This window comes from Bradyrhizobium sp. WBOS08 (genome assembly GCF_024585125.1).
GTDB lineage: Bacteria > Pseudomonadota > Alphaproteobacteria > Rhizobiales > Xanthobacteraceae > Bradyrhizobium > Bradyrhizobium japonicum_B.
Genome location: NZ_CP028988.1, coordinates 5,336,979 through 5,351,768, shown reverse-complemented (window position 1 = coordinate 5,351,768; position 14,790 = coordinate 5,336,979). Strand labels below are relative to the sequence as shown.

17 protein-coding genes and 1 pseudogene are annotated in these 14,790 nt (G+C 64.9%); 9 read left to right on the top strand and 9 right to left on the bottom strand.

Annotation, left to right across the window (positions count from 1 at the left end; all coding sequences use genetic code 11):
• The first annotated feature begins 170 nt into the window (after window positions 1-170).
• Window positions 171-347, top strand: coding sequence for a hypothetical protein (locus tag DCM80_RS25010; protein ID WP_257194178.1), 177 nt, complete (start codon window positions 171-173; stop codon window positions 345-347).
• A gap of 12 nt (window positions 348-359) precedes the next feature.
• On the opposite strand, the gene DCM80_RS25005 is transcribed toward DCM80_RS25010, so the two are convergent.
• Both DCM80_RS25005 and DCM80_RS25000 read right to left on the bottom strand, forming a co-directional pair.
• On the bottom strand, window positions 360-1,106 hold the full coding sequence (locus DCM80_RS25005; protein WP_257194177.1) for a Crp/Fnr family transcriptional regulator: 747 nt from the start codon (window positions 1,104-1,106) through the stop codon (window positions 360-362).
• Window positions 1,106-4,276, bottom strand: coding sequence for a CheR family methyltransferase (locus DCM80_RS25000; RefSeq protein ID WP_257194176.1), 3,171 nt, complete (start codon window positions 4,274-4,276; stop codon window positions 1,106-1,108). Before DCM80_RS25000 ends, DCM80_RS25005 begins: the two co-directional genes overlap by 1 nt.
• 68 nt (window positions 4,277-4,344) lie before the next feature.
• Between DCM80_RS25000 and DCM80_RS24995 the strand changes: the two genes are divergently transcribed.
• Window positions 4,345-4,578: a hypothetical protein gene (locus DCM80_RS24995; protein WP_257194175.1), complete on the top strand. Its 234-nt coding sequence runs from the start codon at window positions 4,345-4,347 to the stop codon at window positions 4,576-4,578.
• Window positions 4,579-4,639: 61 nt separating this feature from the next.
• On the opposite strand, the gene DCM80_RS24990 is transcribed toward DCM80_RS24995, so the two are convergent.
• Window positions 4,640-4,906 (bottom strand): hypothetical protein, encoded by a 267-nt coding sequence (locus tag DCM80_RS24990; RefSeq protein WP_257194174.1) that lies wholly within the window; start codon window positions 4,904-4,906, stop codon window positions 4,640-4,642.
• Between the two features lie 10 nt (window positions 4,907-4,916).
• Window positions 4,917-5,924: a chemotaxis protein CheB gene (locus DCM80_RS24985; RefSeq protein ID WP_257198041.1), complete on the bottom strand. Its 1,008-nt coding sequence runs from the start codon at window positions 5,922-5,924 to the stop codon at window positions 4,917-4,919.
• Between the two features lie 85 nt (window positions 5,925-6,009).
• Here DCM80_RS24985 and DCM80_RS24980 point away from each other — a divergent pair, with 85 nt between their 5' ends.
• Window positions 6,010-6,417 (top strand): response regulator, encoded by a 408-nt coding sequence (locus tag DCM80_RS24980; RefSeq protein ID WP_257194173.1) that lies wholly within the window; start codon window positions 6,010-6,012, stop codon window positions 6,415-6,417.
• Between the two features lie 91 nt (window positions 6,418-6,508).
• On the opposite strand, the gene DCM80_RS24975 is transcribed toward DCM80_RS24980, so the two are convergent.
• Both DCM80_RS24975 and DCM80_RS24970 read right to left on the bottom strand, forming a co-directional pair.
• A complete protein-coding gene (locus DCM80_RS24975; RefSeq protein WP_257194172.1) occupies window positions 6,509-6,853 on the bottom strand; it encodes a hypothetical protein in 345 nt (114 codons plus the stop codon).
• A 39-nt stretch (window positions 6,854-6,892) separates the two neighbouring features.
• Window positions 6,893-7,675, bottom strand: coding sequence for an SDR family oxidoreductase (locus DCM80_RS24970; protein WP_257194171.1), 783 nt, complete (start codon window positions 7,673-7,675; stop codon window positions 6,893-6,895).
• A 152-nt stretch (window positions 7,676-7,827) separates the two neighbouring features.
• Here DCM80_RS24970 and DCM80_RS24965 point away from each other — a divergent pair, with 152 nt between their 5' ends.
• The 5 genes and pseudogenes from DCM80_RS24965 (at window position 7,828) to DCM80_RS24945 (ending at window position 12,698) form a co-directional block, all read left to right on the top strand.
• Entirely contained in the window at window positions 7,828-9,003 is a 1,176-nt protein-coding gene (locus DCM80_RS24965) for a zinc-dependent alcohol dehydrogenase (RefSeq protein ID WP_257194170.1), read from the top strand.
• 12 nt (window positions 9,004-9,015) lie between these two features.
• A pseudogene (locus DCM80_RS24960) lies at window positions 9,016-9,584 on the top strand (hypothetical protein).
• Window positions 9,565-11,169, top strand: coding sequence for an alpha-amylase family glycosyl hydrolase (locus DCM80_RS24955; protein WP_257194169.1), 1,605 nt, complete (start codon window positions 9,565-9,567; stop codon window positions 11,167-11,169). Before DCM80_RS24960 ends, DCM80_RS24955 begins: the two are co-directional and overlap by 20 nt.
• A 180-nt stretch (window positions 11,170-11,349) precedes the next feature.
• Entirely contained in the window at window positions 11,350-11,529 is a 180-nt protein-coding gene (locus DCM80_RS24950) for a CsbD family protein (RefSeq protein ID WP_257194168.1), read from the top strand.
• Window positions 11,526-12,698 (top strand): DUF305 domain-containing protein, encoded by a 1,173-nt coding sequence (locus DCM80_RS24945; RefSeq protein ID WP_257194167.1) that lies wholly within the window; start codon window positions 11,526-11,528, stop codon window positions 12,696-12,698. Before DCM80_RS24950 ends, DCM80_RS24945 begins: the two co-directional genes overlap by 4 nt.
• Before the next feature lie 11 nt (window positions 12,699-12,709).
• On the opposite strand, the gene DCM80_RS24940 is transcribed toward DCM80_RS24945, so the two are convergent.
• From DCM80_RS24940 to DCM80_RS24930, 3 genes are all read right to left on the bottom strand, one after another.
• The gene (locus tag DCM80_RS24940) at window positions 12,710-13,318 is read right to left on the bottom strand and encodes a cysteine hydrolase family protein (RefSeq protein WP_257194166.1); all 609 of its coding nucleotides are present in this window, start codon (window positions 13,316-13,318) and stop codon (window positions 12,710-12,712) included.
• Window positions 13,319-13,474: 156 nt separating this feature from the next.
• Entirely contained in the window at window positions 13,475-14,164 is a 690-nt protein-coding gene (locus tag DCM80_RS24935) for a glutathione S-transferase family protein (protein WP_257194165.1), read from the bottom strand.
• 114 nt (window positions 14,165-14,278) lie between these two features.
• Complete coding sequence (locus DCM80_RS24930) at window positions 14,279-14,425, bottom strand: hypothetical protein (RefSeq protein WP_257194164.1); 147 nt, start codon at window positions 14,423-14,425, stop codon at window positions 14,279-14,281.
• A gap of 152 nt (window positions 14,426-14,577) precedes the next feature.
• Between DCM80_RS24930 and DCM80_RS24925 the strand changes: the two genes are divergently transcribed.
• On the top strand, window positions 14,578-14,790 hold the full coding sequence (locus tag DCM80_RS24925; RefSeq protein ID WP_257194163.1) for a hypothetical protein: 213 nt from the start codon (window positions 14,578-14,580) through the stop codon (window positions 14,788-14,790).

The window sequence follows — 14,790 nt, the reverse complement described above, 5'->3', positions numbered from 1 at the left end:
CAAGTCTTGCGATCCAGGGTGATCGGGAAAAAGACAGGCAAGCCCCCGATTTCGCTGGCCAGCTCCCCTTGTCGGGCGTAGAGTCAGCTATCACCGGCTGAGGCTTTGCCGTAGGCGCTGGTGGCTGAGAGACCGCTCGCGCTCCCGCCTGCATAACAGGGGAGCGCTTCATGGCGAAGCAGACTCATCATCCATTGCCGTCCGATGCGCTGCACATCGAGCAGGTTCGCAACAGCATCCGCGAGGCGCGAAAAGCGCTGGAGCTTTCGCCGCCAGATACGTTTCTTGGCCGACGAACTCACGCTCCGTTCCCCAGCGAACAACGCGACGACGAGCAGGACAAGTAAGGCGCCCGCACGTCAATCGCCTCGGTAGAGCTGCAGATAGCTCGGCGAGTACAATCCCGCATCCTTCAGCGCATCCAGATTGGGGACCGTCAAGGTGCGCTCGCGCAGCACGATCAGGCCGGATGCGCGCAGTTCCTGAAGAGTGCGATTGAGATGGACCACGGATAGTCCAGTCGCATCGGCGAGATCCATTTGCGTGACCGGCATCTGGCAGGAATTGCCGTCTGCCAGACCGACCGGGCGAAGCCGCTCGATGATCTCGCAGAACAAATGTGCGACCCGCTCCAGGGCCACGCGGCGGCCGAGATTGACGGCCCATTCGCGCTGGACGGCGGAGTTGACGAGCGTCTCGCGCCAGAATGCTTCGGAAAGCGAGTGATCGCCGGCAAGCAGGCTCTCGAAGCGCGCCCGCCTGATCTCGCTGTAGACCGCGGGCGTCAGGGTCGCGATGGAATGGTCCATCATCCCGAGCAGGAATGCGTTCGCATCACAGCTTTCGCCTGGAAAGATGAAATTCACGATTTGACGGCGGCCATCCTCCAGCATCTTGTAGCGGCAGAGCCAGCCCGAGAGAATGACGCGGACGCTGTCGACTGGATCGCCCTCGGAGATCAGGTCCTCGCCCGATCCGGCACGCTGCAGACCTTCGAGCGTCGCATATTCCAGCGAAGTCCGGGCCTCCGCCGACAATGGCCGCAGCGCGTTGAGCCGGCGAATGACCGGTTCGACAAGGCTGCGATCGGGAGTCGATAGGGGCATCAGTCAGTCACTGCCGGCGTGTGGAAGGCGCGCTTGGTTACGGGTATGGCAATGGTGCATTGCAGACCGGAAGGGTCGAAGACCATCGTGGTCTCTCCCTTGAACTCGAAGGTCAGCGTACGCTCCAAAAGTTCGGTGCCAAAGCCCTTGCGCGTCGGCGGCTTGACCGGCGGCCCGCCGCGCTCCCGCCACTCGAACATGAGCTCGGCGGGGGCGCTCGTTTCATCGACGCGCCATGAGATTTCGATCCGGCCACCCGGCTGACTCAAGGCGCCGTATTTCAGCGCGTTGGTCGCAAGCTCGTGCAGTGCGAGCGCAAACGTCTCCGCTGCCTTGGGCTGGAAGCGCACCTTGGGCCCGGACACCCGCATCTGCTCGCCCTCGTGAGCATTGTAGGCGAGCAGCTCCTCGACCACGAGATATTCGAGGTCGACGCCGCCCTCGGGGTCGCGCGTGACCAGCGCCTGGGTGCGGGCGAAGGCGTTGAGCCTGCCATCAAGATGAGAGGCGTATTCCTCGACGGTACTGCTGGACTCGGCCGAGCGGCGGGCGATCGAGCGCACCACCGCGAGCGTGTTGCGGACGCGGTGCTGAAGCTCGGCGAGCAGCAGGCGCTGCCGCTCCTCAGCGCGGGTGATCGCGGTGACGTCGATGAAGGTGATGACGACGCCGGCGATGAAATTGTCGATGCTGCGGTAGGGCAGGATACGGACGATGTAGCGCGTGCCGCTGTCCGGCGCACTCAGCTCGCGCTCGACGCTGGCGAGCGTGCGCAGCACGCGGCGGACGTCCTCATAGAGCTCCTCGATGGGGACGCGCGCCTTGATATGAGCGATCGGCCTGCCCGTATCGGTCTCGACGAGATGCAGAATCTGTGTGATCGCCGGCGTGAAGTTCATCACCCGCAGATCGTTGTCGAGGAACACGGTTGCGATCTGGGTGCTCTCAAGGAAGTTCTTGAGGTCGCTGGTGGCTCGCGTCAGTTCCTGGACACGGTGCGCCAACTCGCCGTTGACCGTGGTCAATTCCTCATTGACCGACTGCAATTCCTCTCGCGAGGTCTCCAGCTCCTCGTTGGCCGACTGGAGCTCCTCGTTGAGCGACTGGTATTCCTCATTGGAGGATTTCAGCTCCTCGTTGGTGCTTTCGAGTTCCTCGATGGTTGCCTGAAGGCGTTCACGGGTGGCCCGGAGCTCGCTCTCGAGACGCTCGACATGCTCTGTACGGACGAGCGCATTGGGATTGCTCTGGTCGGCCTCGACGGCTCGCACCGGGCCGTCCTTGAACAACACAACGAAGTTCCGGTGGCCGGCGGGCCCGTCCTGTATCGGCTCAACCGTGATGTCGACGAGGACGCGGTGACCGTTGACACCGAGCTGTACCTGGCCTGCATGGACCGGGTCGTTCGACTCGGCAGCGCGCCCGAGTGCGGTGCGCAGTTCAAGCCGGAGATCGCGGTGCACGAGCTGAAGCAGATCGAGCGTGGCAGCCCCCGCCGTCGGCTCGATGTAGCGGCCGGTGCGCCCGGAGAAATGCAGCACCTGGAAGCGGTCGTCGGTGATGACGTAAGCCGGCGCATAACGCTCCGCGATGCGCTGGGCGCGGCGCTCCAGCCCGACATCGGGGCCGAACGAGCGCACCGGCGGCACCTCCACCGGCACCCTGCCCGCCGCGGTCGTGATCGGAAATTCCGGCGGAAGCCGCGTTCCGGTCTCGAGCTTCTTGAAGATGCGCGCACGGCGGTCGATCGGCGCGAACAATTTCGGATGTCGCGTCACGTTCTCGGAATTGCCGAGGAAGAGATATCGCTCCGGCAGCAGCGCGAAATGGAACAGCGGGATCACCCGGTTCTGCAGCTCGGCATTGAGATAGATCAGCAGATTGCGGCAGGAGACGAGGTCGAGCTTGGAGAACGGCGCGTCCTTGATGACGTTGTGCTGCGAGAAGATGCACATCTCGCGCAGCTCCTTGACCACGCAATAGGTGTCGCCTTCGCGCACGAACCAGCGCGCCAGGCGTTCGCTCGTCATGTCGCCTTCGATATTGGTGCGATAGCGGCCGACGCGCGCGGTGGCAAGCGCCCGGCCGTCGATGTCGGTGGCGAATATCTGGACCTGCGGCGCCGAATCCATCCGCGCCATGTGCTCGCGCAGCAGAATGCCGATCGAATAGGCCTCCTCGCCGGTGGCGCAGCCCAGCACCCAGATGCGCACCTGCTGACCCGCGCCTTTTCCTTCGAATATCTGCGGAACGATCTGGGTTTCCAGCACCTCGAATTCGCGCTTGTCGCGGAAGAATTCAGTGACGCCGATCAACAGGTCGTTGAAGAGGTTCTGGGCTTCGTCCTTGTCGTTGCGCAGGAAGTCGACGTAGGCGGGAATGTCATCGATCTGGACCACCTGCATGCGACGCTGCACGCGGCGCAGGAAAGTGTTCTGCTTGTAGCCGTGAAAGTCATTGCCGGTCTTGTTGCGCAGGATGTCGGCGATGCGCGACAGCGAGGTGGCCGCGGCCGCGAGCACCTCGTCGAAACCCTGCTTTTCTTCCAGGCGCCTGAGATGACGGGCATAAACCTGGATGTGCTCGGAGATATCCTCCGGCGGCAGAACGTAATCGGCGATCGCCGCCGGCGTGTTGCCGTCGGCCATATGCTCCGCCTCGTCCTGATGCGCGACCTTCTCGGCGATGGCGAGGCCGCCATGATCCTTGAGGGTTGCGAACCCAAGCGTGCCGGCGCCGCCGGTGCCGGCGAGGATCACACCGATAGATTGTTCGGCGCGCTCTTCCGCCAGGGACACGAGGAAGCTGTCGATGGTCGCGCGCTCGCCGGGCGCCTGCTCGGCATTGCGGATCGCAAACCGGTCGCCCTGGATCGTGGTGATCATTGCCGGGGGACATAGATAGATCGTGCCACCCGCGATCGGGTGACCGTCCTCGATATCCGCCACCTTGCTGCCATTCGTGCCTTGCACGAGCTTGCGCAGCCGCGCCCCGTCGAAAGCCTCATGGTGCTGGAGTGCCAGGACGACGGCCTGGTCGCCCCCCACCGTCAGCTTGGCGAAGAAGCGCTCGATGCTATCAAGCGCGCCGGGCGAGGCGCCGACGCCAATGATCAGCGGAGCCTTGATCTGACGCTCTCCATCGACCGGCTGGTCGCCGACTTCGTTCATGATTCCAGCAACTTTCGATTCGCGGGGCCGGAGCAACGGGCCCCGGCCCCTGCAGATAGCAGAATTCAATGTTATCCCAACAGATCAAAGGCAAAAATGTCCCGAAGCCCACTTTCTATTTCCGGCCCATCTGTGTTGAAGACCCCGAGCCAAAGGCCCATCTTGAGCCGGAAGGTCAGGAACACCCCATGCCAATCTCAGAGGAGCTCGCGGCCTTGATCCGGCGCGCCGAGGATGCGGCCACGACGGCGCGCCGCCTGCTCAGAGCAAATGAGCACTGGCGCCGCAGCGTGGAGCGGTAGCTTGACTACCTAATCGAGCTCGGCGCGGAGTTCAGGCGACCGGCGGTCAGCCACCTCTAGGCTATCCCAACTCCACCTGCTGGCGAAGATAACTGACCCGCTGCTCGATCAGGGTGCGATGGCGGTCCCATTCGGCCAGGGTCTGCCTGAGCAGGTCGACCAGCCGTTCCGCCTGCTCCGCATTATGCCCCCCGGCCGCAAGCTCGCGGACGCGATCTTCCTGCTCGCGGATGCGTTGCCAGCCGTCCTCGATATCCTGGTCGGCCTTCAGCAAAAGACGTTGCTCGGCATGGAGCTGCGCGATCCGTTCGGCGAGCGAGGCGGCCATGACAGAACCCTCAACCCTCGCGCTTGCTTACGGGAGGATCAAGCGACTTTAGCACGACGCGCCGGATCATGTCGGCATACTCGCGGTACTCGGTTGCCCGTGCATCATACATTTCGGCGACGGCGGGTCGGCCGCTGCGCCGGCCATCGGCGGCCATGCGATGGACCAGCTCCGCCCGCTCCTCGATGATGCGTAGCGCAACCCGTAGCGCTTCATCCACACGCCCCTCCTGCTCCTTGGCAAGGGCATCGGCCGTGTAGGCATGACCGACCTGGCAGCGGAAGCGCATCGGGCGCGAATCCTTGACTTCGGACATCACCCCGCCGCAAGCGGGACATGTCAGCGCAACCGGATTTGCGACGGCGACGAGATTGTCGCTGCCAATGCGCTCGCCGGCCGCGATCTGGACCTCGAGCCTGATCTCGGGCGGGATCGGCAGCGCGGCGCCCGCCGGCTCCCTGGCAAGCTCGGACAGTACGTCACCCATGCTGGCGCCGGGCACGCAGAGGTCGACCGTGGTGGCCTCCATGGCCCGCAACGGCATCTCATCGGACATCGCATCCGAAGGGTCCTGCACGACGGCCATCCCGCCGCAGCGCTTGATGGCATTGAGACCCGCCGCCCCATCCGACAACAGGCCGCTGAGGAGAACGCCTATCACGCGCGGCCCGTGATGAAGCGCCGCCGAGCGAAACAGGGCATCGATCGCCGGGCGGGCCATGTTCTCGCGCGGACCGCGCCCGAGGACAATGCGATCTTCGGACATCAGCAGATGGTAGTCCGGCGCGGCCAGATAGATCTGACCCGGTTCGATCTTCATGCCGTTTTCGGCCTGCCGGACCGGAAGCCGCCCGGCACTGCTGGCAACCGTCGACAGGATCCCGATGCCCTGGGCTGGAATGTGCAGCACGATCAAGACCGCGGCCGGCAGATCCGGAGGCAGACGGCTCAGGATCTGCTTCAGCGGCGCGGTCGCCCCGGCCGAGCCGCCGATGACGATGATGTCGCGGTTAACCATGGAACCCGCTTTCGGCTGTAACGTTGTACCAAGACGTCTTCCGGGATTACGTTCCTGTCGGTCCGGAAGGCTTGCTGGAGGGATCATGTCCGTAGCGTCCACCTCGTCCCAGCAACGCGCGCCGCTCTTGGACCGCCGGATCCTCGTGATCGAGGACGAATATTTTCTCGCCGACGACATCGGCAGCGCTTTGCGCGCGCTGGGAGCCGAAATTGCGGGCCCGGTCGGCGAAATCGAGGATGCGGCGAAGATTTTGCAAAATGGCGGCGTGCTGGACGCTGCAGTGCTCGACGTGAACATCCGCAACGAGATGATTTTCCCGATCGCCAGGGAGCTGAGGGCACTGCAGGTGCCGTTCGTGTTCACCACCGGCTATGGCGAGGTCAGCATCGAGTCGGAATTCCATGACGTGCAGCTTTGGGAAAAACCGATCGACATCGGGGCTATGGCGCAGAGCCTGGCGAGGCTGGTGGGCGAGCGACGATCAGAATAGATGCGCGAAAGCGAGCCAAGCGGTCACCGCCAGGCACAGGATAACCGCAGCGTAGGGTAGCGCCACGCGCAAGACGGCCAGCTCCCTCGAGTCAGGTCATCATCATCCAGACGAGCGCCGCCATCATGACAAGAAAACCCGTGACGGCAGTCGCGATAAAGGCCTGTTCGATACGGTCCATCCCACCACAGCCCCTTTCCAGCTCGGGAAATGTGACCGGTTCGGAACCGCCGCGCATTAGGCTATGTGAATCGGTGTCTCCCTTTAGCGTCAGGCGGCACATTTTTGGCGAGCAATTCGGGCCACGACTCCACACCGTCATGGCCGGGCCTTTCCCGGCCATCCACGCCTCGCCCGCGGCACGAAGAACGTGGATGCCCGGGCCTTCGCCGCGCCGAAGCGGCTTCGGCCGCGCAGGCGGGACAGGCCCGGGCATGACGGTCTCGCGCGTCCGCAGATTGCAATGGAGTCGTCGTCACGATTTCGCCGTGCCTGGCTCGGCCATCTTGCGATGCTGCTTGGCCAGCATCTCGTTCGGGGTGACATTGGCGACCGTGGTCTGGATCTTGTTCTTCAGCCCGGTGACGATGTCGGCCTCCCCGCGCAGCATGGCGTCGAAGCCGGCCTTGGCGACGTCGTAGGCACCGTCCTTCTTCTCGGTTCCGACCTTGGTGTCCATCATGCCGGCGCGGCGGAAGAATTCGGTGTCGGTGGCGCCCGGCATCAGGCAGGTGACGGTGACGCCGCTGTCGCGCAGCTCCTCGCGCAGCGCGAACGAGAACGAGTCCAGAAACGCCTTGCTGCCATTATAGGCGGCCTGGAAGCTGCCGGGCGTGAAGCCGGCGATCGAGCCGGTGATGAGGATGCGCCCGGCGTTGCGGCGGAGCATCTCGTTGCCGACGCGGTGGATCAGGTACAGCGTGCCGGTGATGTTGGTGTCGATCAGGTGCTTCACCCTGGTGAAGTCCTGGTCGAGGAAGGCCTTGCCGAGGCCGATCCCGGCATTGGCGAGCAGCGCGTCGACCGGCCGGTCGCCGACCGCGGCGCAGAGCTTGTCGACGCCTTCGGTGGTGGACAGATCGGCCTGGACCGATTCGACGTTGACGCCAAGTCGGCGCAGATCGACGGCGACGCGGTCGATCTGCGGCTCATCGGCGGCGATGACGAGATTGAATCCGTCCTGGGCGCAGCAGCGCGCGAGTTCCAGGCCGATACCGGTGGAGGCGCCGGTGACGACGGCGAGTTGGTTGGCGGGCATGGCATATGTCCTTGAGTGGGGATGATGACGCCAAATCACGCCGCCGCCATCTCGTTCCTATCGGGTGCGCTTGCGAAGAAATGCACAACGCCTAGCAACCATCGTTCATTCCTCGACTTAAGTGCCAACTGGTTCAGCCGAGAGGACGGAAGATGAAGGCGCTGGTTTGGCACGGCAAGGAGGACATTCGCTGCGACACGGTCACTGACCCCGAGATCCAGGACCCGCGCGACGCCATCATCAAGGTCACGAGCTGCGCCATCTGCGGCTCCGACCTGCACCTGTTCCACAATTTCATTCCCGGCATGCTGCCCGGCGACATCATGGGCCACGAGACCATGGGCGAAGTGGTCGAGGTCGGCTCCGGCGTCGACGGAAAGCTGAAGAAGGGCGACCGGATCGTGGTGCCCTTCACGATCATTTGCGGCGAATGCGATCAGTGCAAGCGCGGCAACTTTTCCGTCTGTGAAACCACCAACCGCAAGCGCCATCTCGCCGACAAGGTGTTCGGACACGCCACCGCCGGCCTGTTCGGCTACACCCACCTCACCGGCGGCTATCCCGGCGGCCAGGCCGAATATCTGCGCGTGCCCTATGCCGACGCCACTCACATCAAGGTGCCCGCCGGCATTCCCGACGAGCAATTGCTGTTCCTCAGCGACATCTTCCCGACCGGCTGGCAGGCCGCCGTGCAGTGCGACATCGAGCCGACCGACACGGTCGCGATCTGGGGCTGCGGTCCGGTCGGACAGATGGCGATCCGCAGCGCCATCCTGCTCGGCGCCAACCAGGTGATCGCGATCGACTGCCTGCCCGAGCGACTCAGCATGGCGGAGGCCGGCGGCGCCACCACGATCAATTTCGAGACCGAGAGCGTGCTGGAGCGGCTCCAGGAGCTGACCGACGGCAAGGGCCCGGAAAAATGCATCGATTGCGTCGGCATGGAATCGCATGTGATGGCATCGCTGCCCGACACCCTGCTCGACCGCGCCAAGCAGATGGTGATGGCGGAGAGCGACCGGCCCCACGTGCTGCGCGAGATGATCTATGTCTGCCGTCCCGGCGGCATCATCTCGGTGCCGGGCGTGTACAGCGGCTTGTCCGACATGCTGCCGATGGGCGCGTTCATGAACAAGGGCCTGACGATGCGGACCGGCCAGACCCACGTCAACCGCTGGACCGACGATCTGCTGCGCCGCATCGAAGACGGCGAGATCGACCCGTCCTTCGTCATCACCCACACCGTCCCGCTCGAACAGGGACCGGAGATGTACCAGGTGTTTCGCGACAAGCGCGATTCCTGCGTCAAGGTCGTGTTGAAGCCCTGAAGGAGCAACCCCATGTTTCATTTCTCCAACATCGTGCGCACCAAGGGCGATCCGAAGATTGTCGAAGGCGGGCGAGCCTGAAGCAGCCGGTGGACCAGCTCGCGCGCGCGCTCGGCTGGTTCAGCATCGGCCTCGGCGTCGTCGAGCTGTTCGCGCCACGGCGCGTCACGGAAACGCTGGGCATGGAAGGTCATGAGACGATGGTGCGGGCCTTCGGCGTCCGCGAGATCATGGCCGGGATCATGACACTGTCGGTCGAGAAGAACGCCGGCCTGTGGGCCCGCGTCGGCGGCGACGGCCTCGATGCCGCCGCGCTGCTGTCGGGGCTGACGCCTGACAATCCCAGGAAGGGCAACATCGCGCTGGCGCTGCTGATGGTCGGCGGCATCGCCATGCTCGACTACCGGGCCGCGCAAGCCACCAAGCCGCGCCGCCCGGCGCGCGATGCACGGCGCAAGCTCTATCCGAACCGCAGTGGTTTCCCGAAGGGCATCGAGAGCATCCGGACTGCCGCAAGGCAGATCGCAGCGCAGGCCGGGCAAAATAAAGTGAAGCAAGCTGATGAGCGCCGAATCCCCTGAGCAATCCGCGTGGTGGGAATCCGCCGTCATCTACGAGATCGCACCGATCTCCTTCCAGGACTCCAACGGCGACGGCAAGGGCGACCTCGCCGGGCTGATCTCGCGCATCGACTACCTGACATGGCTCGGCGTCGACGCGGTGTGGCTGACGCCGATATACAAGAGCCCGTTCCGCGATCTCGGCTACGACATCTCCGATTATTGCGCGATCGACCCCGCCTTCGGCAGCCTGGAGGATTTCGACCGCCTGCTCGCGGCGCTGCACGCCAAGGGCATCCGCCTCATCCTCGACCTCGTCCCCAATCACACCGCCAATGATCATTCCTGGTTCGTCGAGAGCTCGAGCTCGCGCAACAGCGCCAAGGCCGATTGGTACATCTGGGCGGACGCGGCCGAGAACGGCGGGCCGCCCAACAATTGGCTGAGCCGTTTCGGCGGCAGCGGCTGGGAATGGTGCGAGGCACGGCGCCAATATTACTATCACTCTTTCCTGGTCGAGCAGCCCGACCTCAATTGGCGCAACCGGCATGTGCGCGCCGCGATCGCGGACGTCATGCGCTTCTGGCTCGACCGCGGCGTCGACGGCTTTCGCGTCGACGCCAGCGCAGTCCTGATCAAGGACGCGCTGATGCGGGACAATCCCGCCAATCCGGACGCCAAGGGCAAGCCGCCGCCGCAGCGTCAGAGACCGGTCTTCACCGACGACCGGCCGGAGACGATGGATTGCATCGAGTTCATCCGCGAGGTGATCGACCAATATCCGCAGCGCATGCTCTGCGGCGAGGTCCAGGGCAAGACCGACCGCATCGGCCACTTCTACGGCAACGCCAAGCCGCGTCTGCATCTGCCGCTCAATTTCGCGCTGCTGGACTCGCAATGGGACGCGCTGTCGCTGCAAGCCACCATCGATGCGTATTTCAACGCGATCCCGGAGCACGCCTGGCCGGTCTGGGTGGTCGGCGGTCACGACAAGCAGCGGGTCGCCAGCAAGATCGGCGAGGCCCAGATGCGCGTGCTGGCGATGCTGCTGCTGACGCTGCGGGGGACGCCGTTCTTCTTCATGGGCGACGAGATCGGCCGCAAGCGCGTACCGATCCCGTCCGACCGCGTCCAGGATCCCTTCGAGAAACTGGTGCCTGGCTTTGGCCTGTGCCGCGATCCCGAGCGCGCGCCGATGCGCTGGGACGACAGTCCCGACGGCGGCTTCACGACCGGCGATCCATGGCTGCCGCTGGAGCGGCCCGATGGCGCGGCCAACGTCGCCGCGCAACAGCGCGACGAACGCTCGATCCTGGCGCTGTTTCGTGCGCTGATGGCGCTGCGACGCGAGCAGGCTTGCCTGCGAAGGGGTGGTTACGAGCCGCTGCGTTCGCAGAACGACGTCCTCGCCTACAAGCGCACCGACGGCGGCGACGGATTCCTGATCGCGCTCAACATCGCTGCCGAGCCGCGGAAATACCACTGGCAAGGCCGCGGCCGCCTTGTGATGTCCACGCACCTTGATAGGCCGCCGGAGCCATTGCCGGACGCAACCATCCTGCTCCGCGGCAATGAGGGCGTGATCATCGCCATCGAGGCGCGGTGACGGCAGGAACCATCGGCGCGCCAGCGCGTCTGATCAACGCCTCCGACATCCCCCCTGCGGAGGCGGACTGCGCGAACCGCGGCCCCGGCGCTCGCCGCCTCAAGCGCCGGGGCCTGCGGCACCAAGCTTGGCGGCAGGCCAAGGGAGAGGCGTCAAGGGAGAGGCGTCAAGGGAGGCAGCATGGGCAAGACAAAGGGTCTTCGGCAACGCATCGTCGGCAAGACCAGGCAGGCCGTCGGCGAGATCATCGGCGACCAGGATCTCCACGACGACGGCAAGGCGCAGGCCGAGCGCGGCCGCGACGAACAGGACCAGCCGAGCGAGCTCAATCCGCTGAAGAAGCTCAAGCAGCTGACGTGACCGCGCAGCCGCGACCAACGCTCTCCGACACGGCACGGTACGCTGGCGGAGGCGCGTCGCGGCTGGCGCGGCGACGGCGTTCGCGCTGGATCGCCGCCGCCGAGCTCGGCCTGATCAGCAGCACGTTCTCGACCCTCGTCAGCCAATTGTTCGCCGCCCGTATCGGCCGCGACGCCGCGGTCGACTGGATGACGGTCGCCGCCATTCCCGCGCGCGACTGGGCGCTCAGTGCCGAGCCGTCGTGGAGCGCGATCCTCGCCGGCATCGCCTTTCATCAATGGGCGGACTTCTCCTGGGCCCTGGTGTTCTTCGGCGTGCTCGGGCGCTGGACCGCGGACTTGCGGCCGCGAACGATCCTGCTGCTCGCGCTGCCGTGGGCGGTGTTCTCCTCGACCCTGGAATGGTTCGTGCTGGTGCCGCTGTTTCCGTTCTGGCAGCCGCTGTTCACGCTGCAACAGCCCTATTGGATCGGTCTGCTGGTCCATGGCGCCTCTGCCGTGATGTATCCCCTGTTCGCCCGGCTGCGCTGGGCGCGCGGCCAGGCGCCGGCACGCGACATCCGCTTCACCAATGCCTGGGCGACCGGCGCGGTTGCCGTGGTCGTGCTGCTCGGCGCGATCGCATGGTTCGGCAGCCACGGCTACGAGCCGGCATGGATGGGCCGCGACAAGGATGCGGACCAGGCCTATATCCGTCACATGACCGCGCATCACGCCCAGGGCGTCGAGCTGGCGCGGATCGGCGCAGAGCGCGCCCAGGACCCGCATCTGCGCAAGCTCGCGATGCTGATGGTGGCGAGCCAGGCCGGCGAGATCAGGATCTTCGAGAACTGGTGGCTGAGCTGGTTCGACACCGAGATGTCCGATTGCAGCACGGAGGAACGCGCTGCCATGCCCGGCTACCTGGCGCCGGCCGAGATGCGAGCGGTCAAGGCCGCACCGGCCGACCAGTTCGACCCGGCCTTCATCGAGGCCATGAGCAGGCATCATTCCGGCGCGGTCAGGATGGCCGACCGGATGTGGCACAGCGGCGGCGATCTGCGGCTGCGCATCATGGCGCATGCCATTCGCCACGGGCAGCAGGGCGAGATCGCGCTGATGCGGGGCGTCGACGGCGTTGCAGCCGTCGCCACGGCGTTTCGCAACATGTTCGGCGACAACGTCAATTGAGCACGCAGCAGCTACTCTCGCCAGAACTCGGTCAGCTCCTCCGCGGTCACCAGGTCGACCTGACCGTGGAAGCGGGTGCGGTACATCGTCATGAGCGCGTCGTGACCGACGTCGGAGGAGCTGCACAGCGCGTCCTCGACGATCACGACCCTGAAGCCGAAATCGACGGCGCTGAGGACGGTCGAAAGCACGCAGACATCGGTCTCGGCGCCCGAGATCACGACCGTGCCGACCTTCTTGTCGACCAGCCGGCCCGCAAGGCCAGGATTGCTGAAGGCGGAATAGGCCGGCTTGTCGATCATGGCAGCCGGCGGAACGAACTTGCTCAAGGCTGGCACGAGCTCGAGCGCCGATGGCGGAAGATGCTTGCGGGTGGCTTGTTGCCAGCGGCGAAAATAGGTCTGCCATTGCCCGGCACGATCTTCCGGATCCTGCGGTGTGATGAAGCGGGTGAAGATCGTTCTGGTCTGATAACGCGCAACGATCGCGGCGATCGTCGGCAGCACGCGCTCCATCCAGGGCGTCGCCCACAGACCTCCGGGCGCGAAGATGTTCTGCATGTCGATGCAGAGGTGAACGGCGTTCCTGATCTCGGCGACATCCGAGGCGCTGTCTCTCATGGTCTTCCACCGGCGAATGCGTGGCCGCGGCACGTCCGCGGCGGGCTTACCGACAGAAAATGCGGCTGCGGCGGCCATCGTTCCGCATCGGTGCGGCCCCTGATCCGGCAGATGGGGCCTCGCCCCGAGGCCGGCAGGTCTTTGAGGTTCGCGGGCTCAGGCCAGCCCGCGCTGCACCGCCGGACGCGCGAGGCCCCGCTCGAGCCACGCGCCGACCGATTTGAACTCTGTGAACCCGACGAGATCGCCGGCATCATAGAAGCCGATGAGATTGCGCACCCAGCCCAGCATGGAGATGTCGGCAATGGTGTAGTCGTCATCCATGAACCATTGCCGGCCGGAAAGATGCGTCTCCATCACGCCGAGCAGGCGCCTGGCCTCAGCGACGTAGCGGTCCCGGGGCCGCTTGTCCTCGAAATCCTTGCCGGCGAATTTGTGGAAGAAGCCGACCTGGCCGAACATCGGCCCGACGCCGCCCATCTGAAAATGCAGCCACTGGATGGTCTCGTAGCGGCGGGCGGGATCCTCAGGCAGCAGCTTGCCGGTCTTCTCCGCGAGGTATTGCAGGATCGCCCCGGACTCGAACAGCGGCAGCGGCCTGCCGCCCGGACCATTGGGATCGAGGATCGCCGGGATCTTGCCGTTCGGATTGAGCGAGAGGAATTCAGGCGTCTTCTGCTCGTCCTTGCCGAAGTCGACCCGATGCGCCTCGTAGGGAAGTCCGATCTCCTCCAGCATGATCGAGACCTTGACGCCGTTCGGCGTCGGCAGGGAGTAGAGCTGAAGCAGCTCGGGATGCCTGGCCGGCCAGCGCCTGGTGATGGGAAAAGCGGATAGATCGGACATCGGCACTCCGACTGTTGGTGGGATGCCGCGCAGTCTAGGCGAGCGGACGAACGACGCAAGACCGGCCAATCTTATGGAAGATCGCGGAGAACAGCCGCACTGTGCTTGAAGCGACTAACGCGGCAGCGTTGCCATCCTGACGATCGGGGTCATGGTTTCATGCTGCAGTCGATACTGGATGAACCAATCTCCTGTGATCAGCAGCGCGGCCGTGAAGGCAGCCGCGAGCGTCGCGGTCGCCCATTGGCAGACGTCGTACATGGCCTTTGTCCCTCAACTCCTTCGGCTAAACGCCAAGCTCACGCGCCGTGTTCCGACGTCTTATGAAAATTTTGCCAGTTTTTCCCGATCTCACAGACGAGACATTGCTTTGTTTCGAGGGACCATCGATCAGCCCTGCGCGTTGTGACAGGATGAACATCGAGAAGCGTGCCCTGCTCGACCACGCGCAACACTGTCGCAGCGTCGCGGACGATCTCGCCCATCGCGAAGCCGCGCGGCGGCTACGAGCAATGGCCGATGTCTACGAAGCGCGAGCAGCAAGCTTGGACGACGAGGACGGCTCCCCAGAGCCCGACCGTCACGAGCGCAGCCGCCTTGCCGATCCAGGCGATCGGCAGAATTGA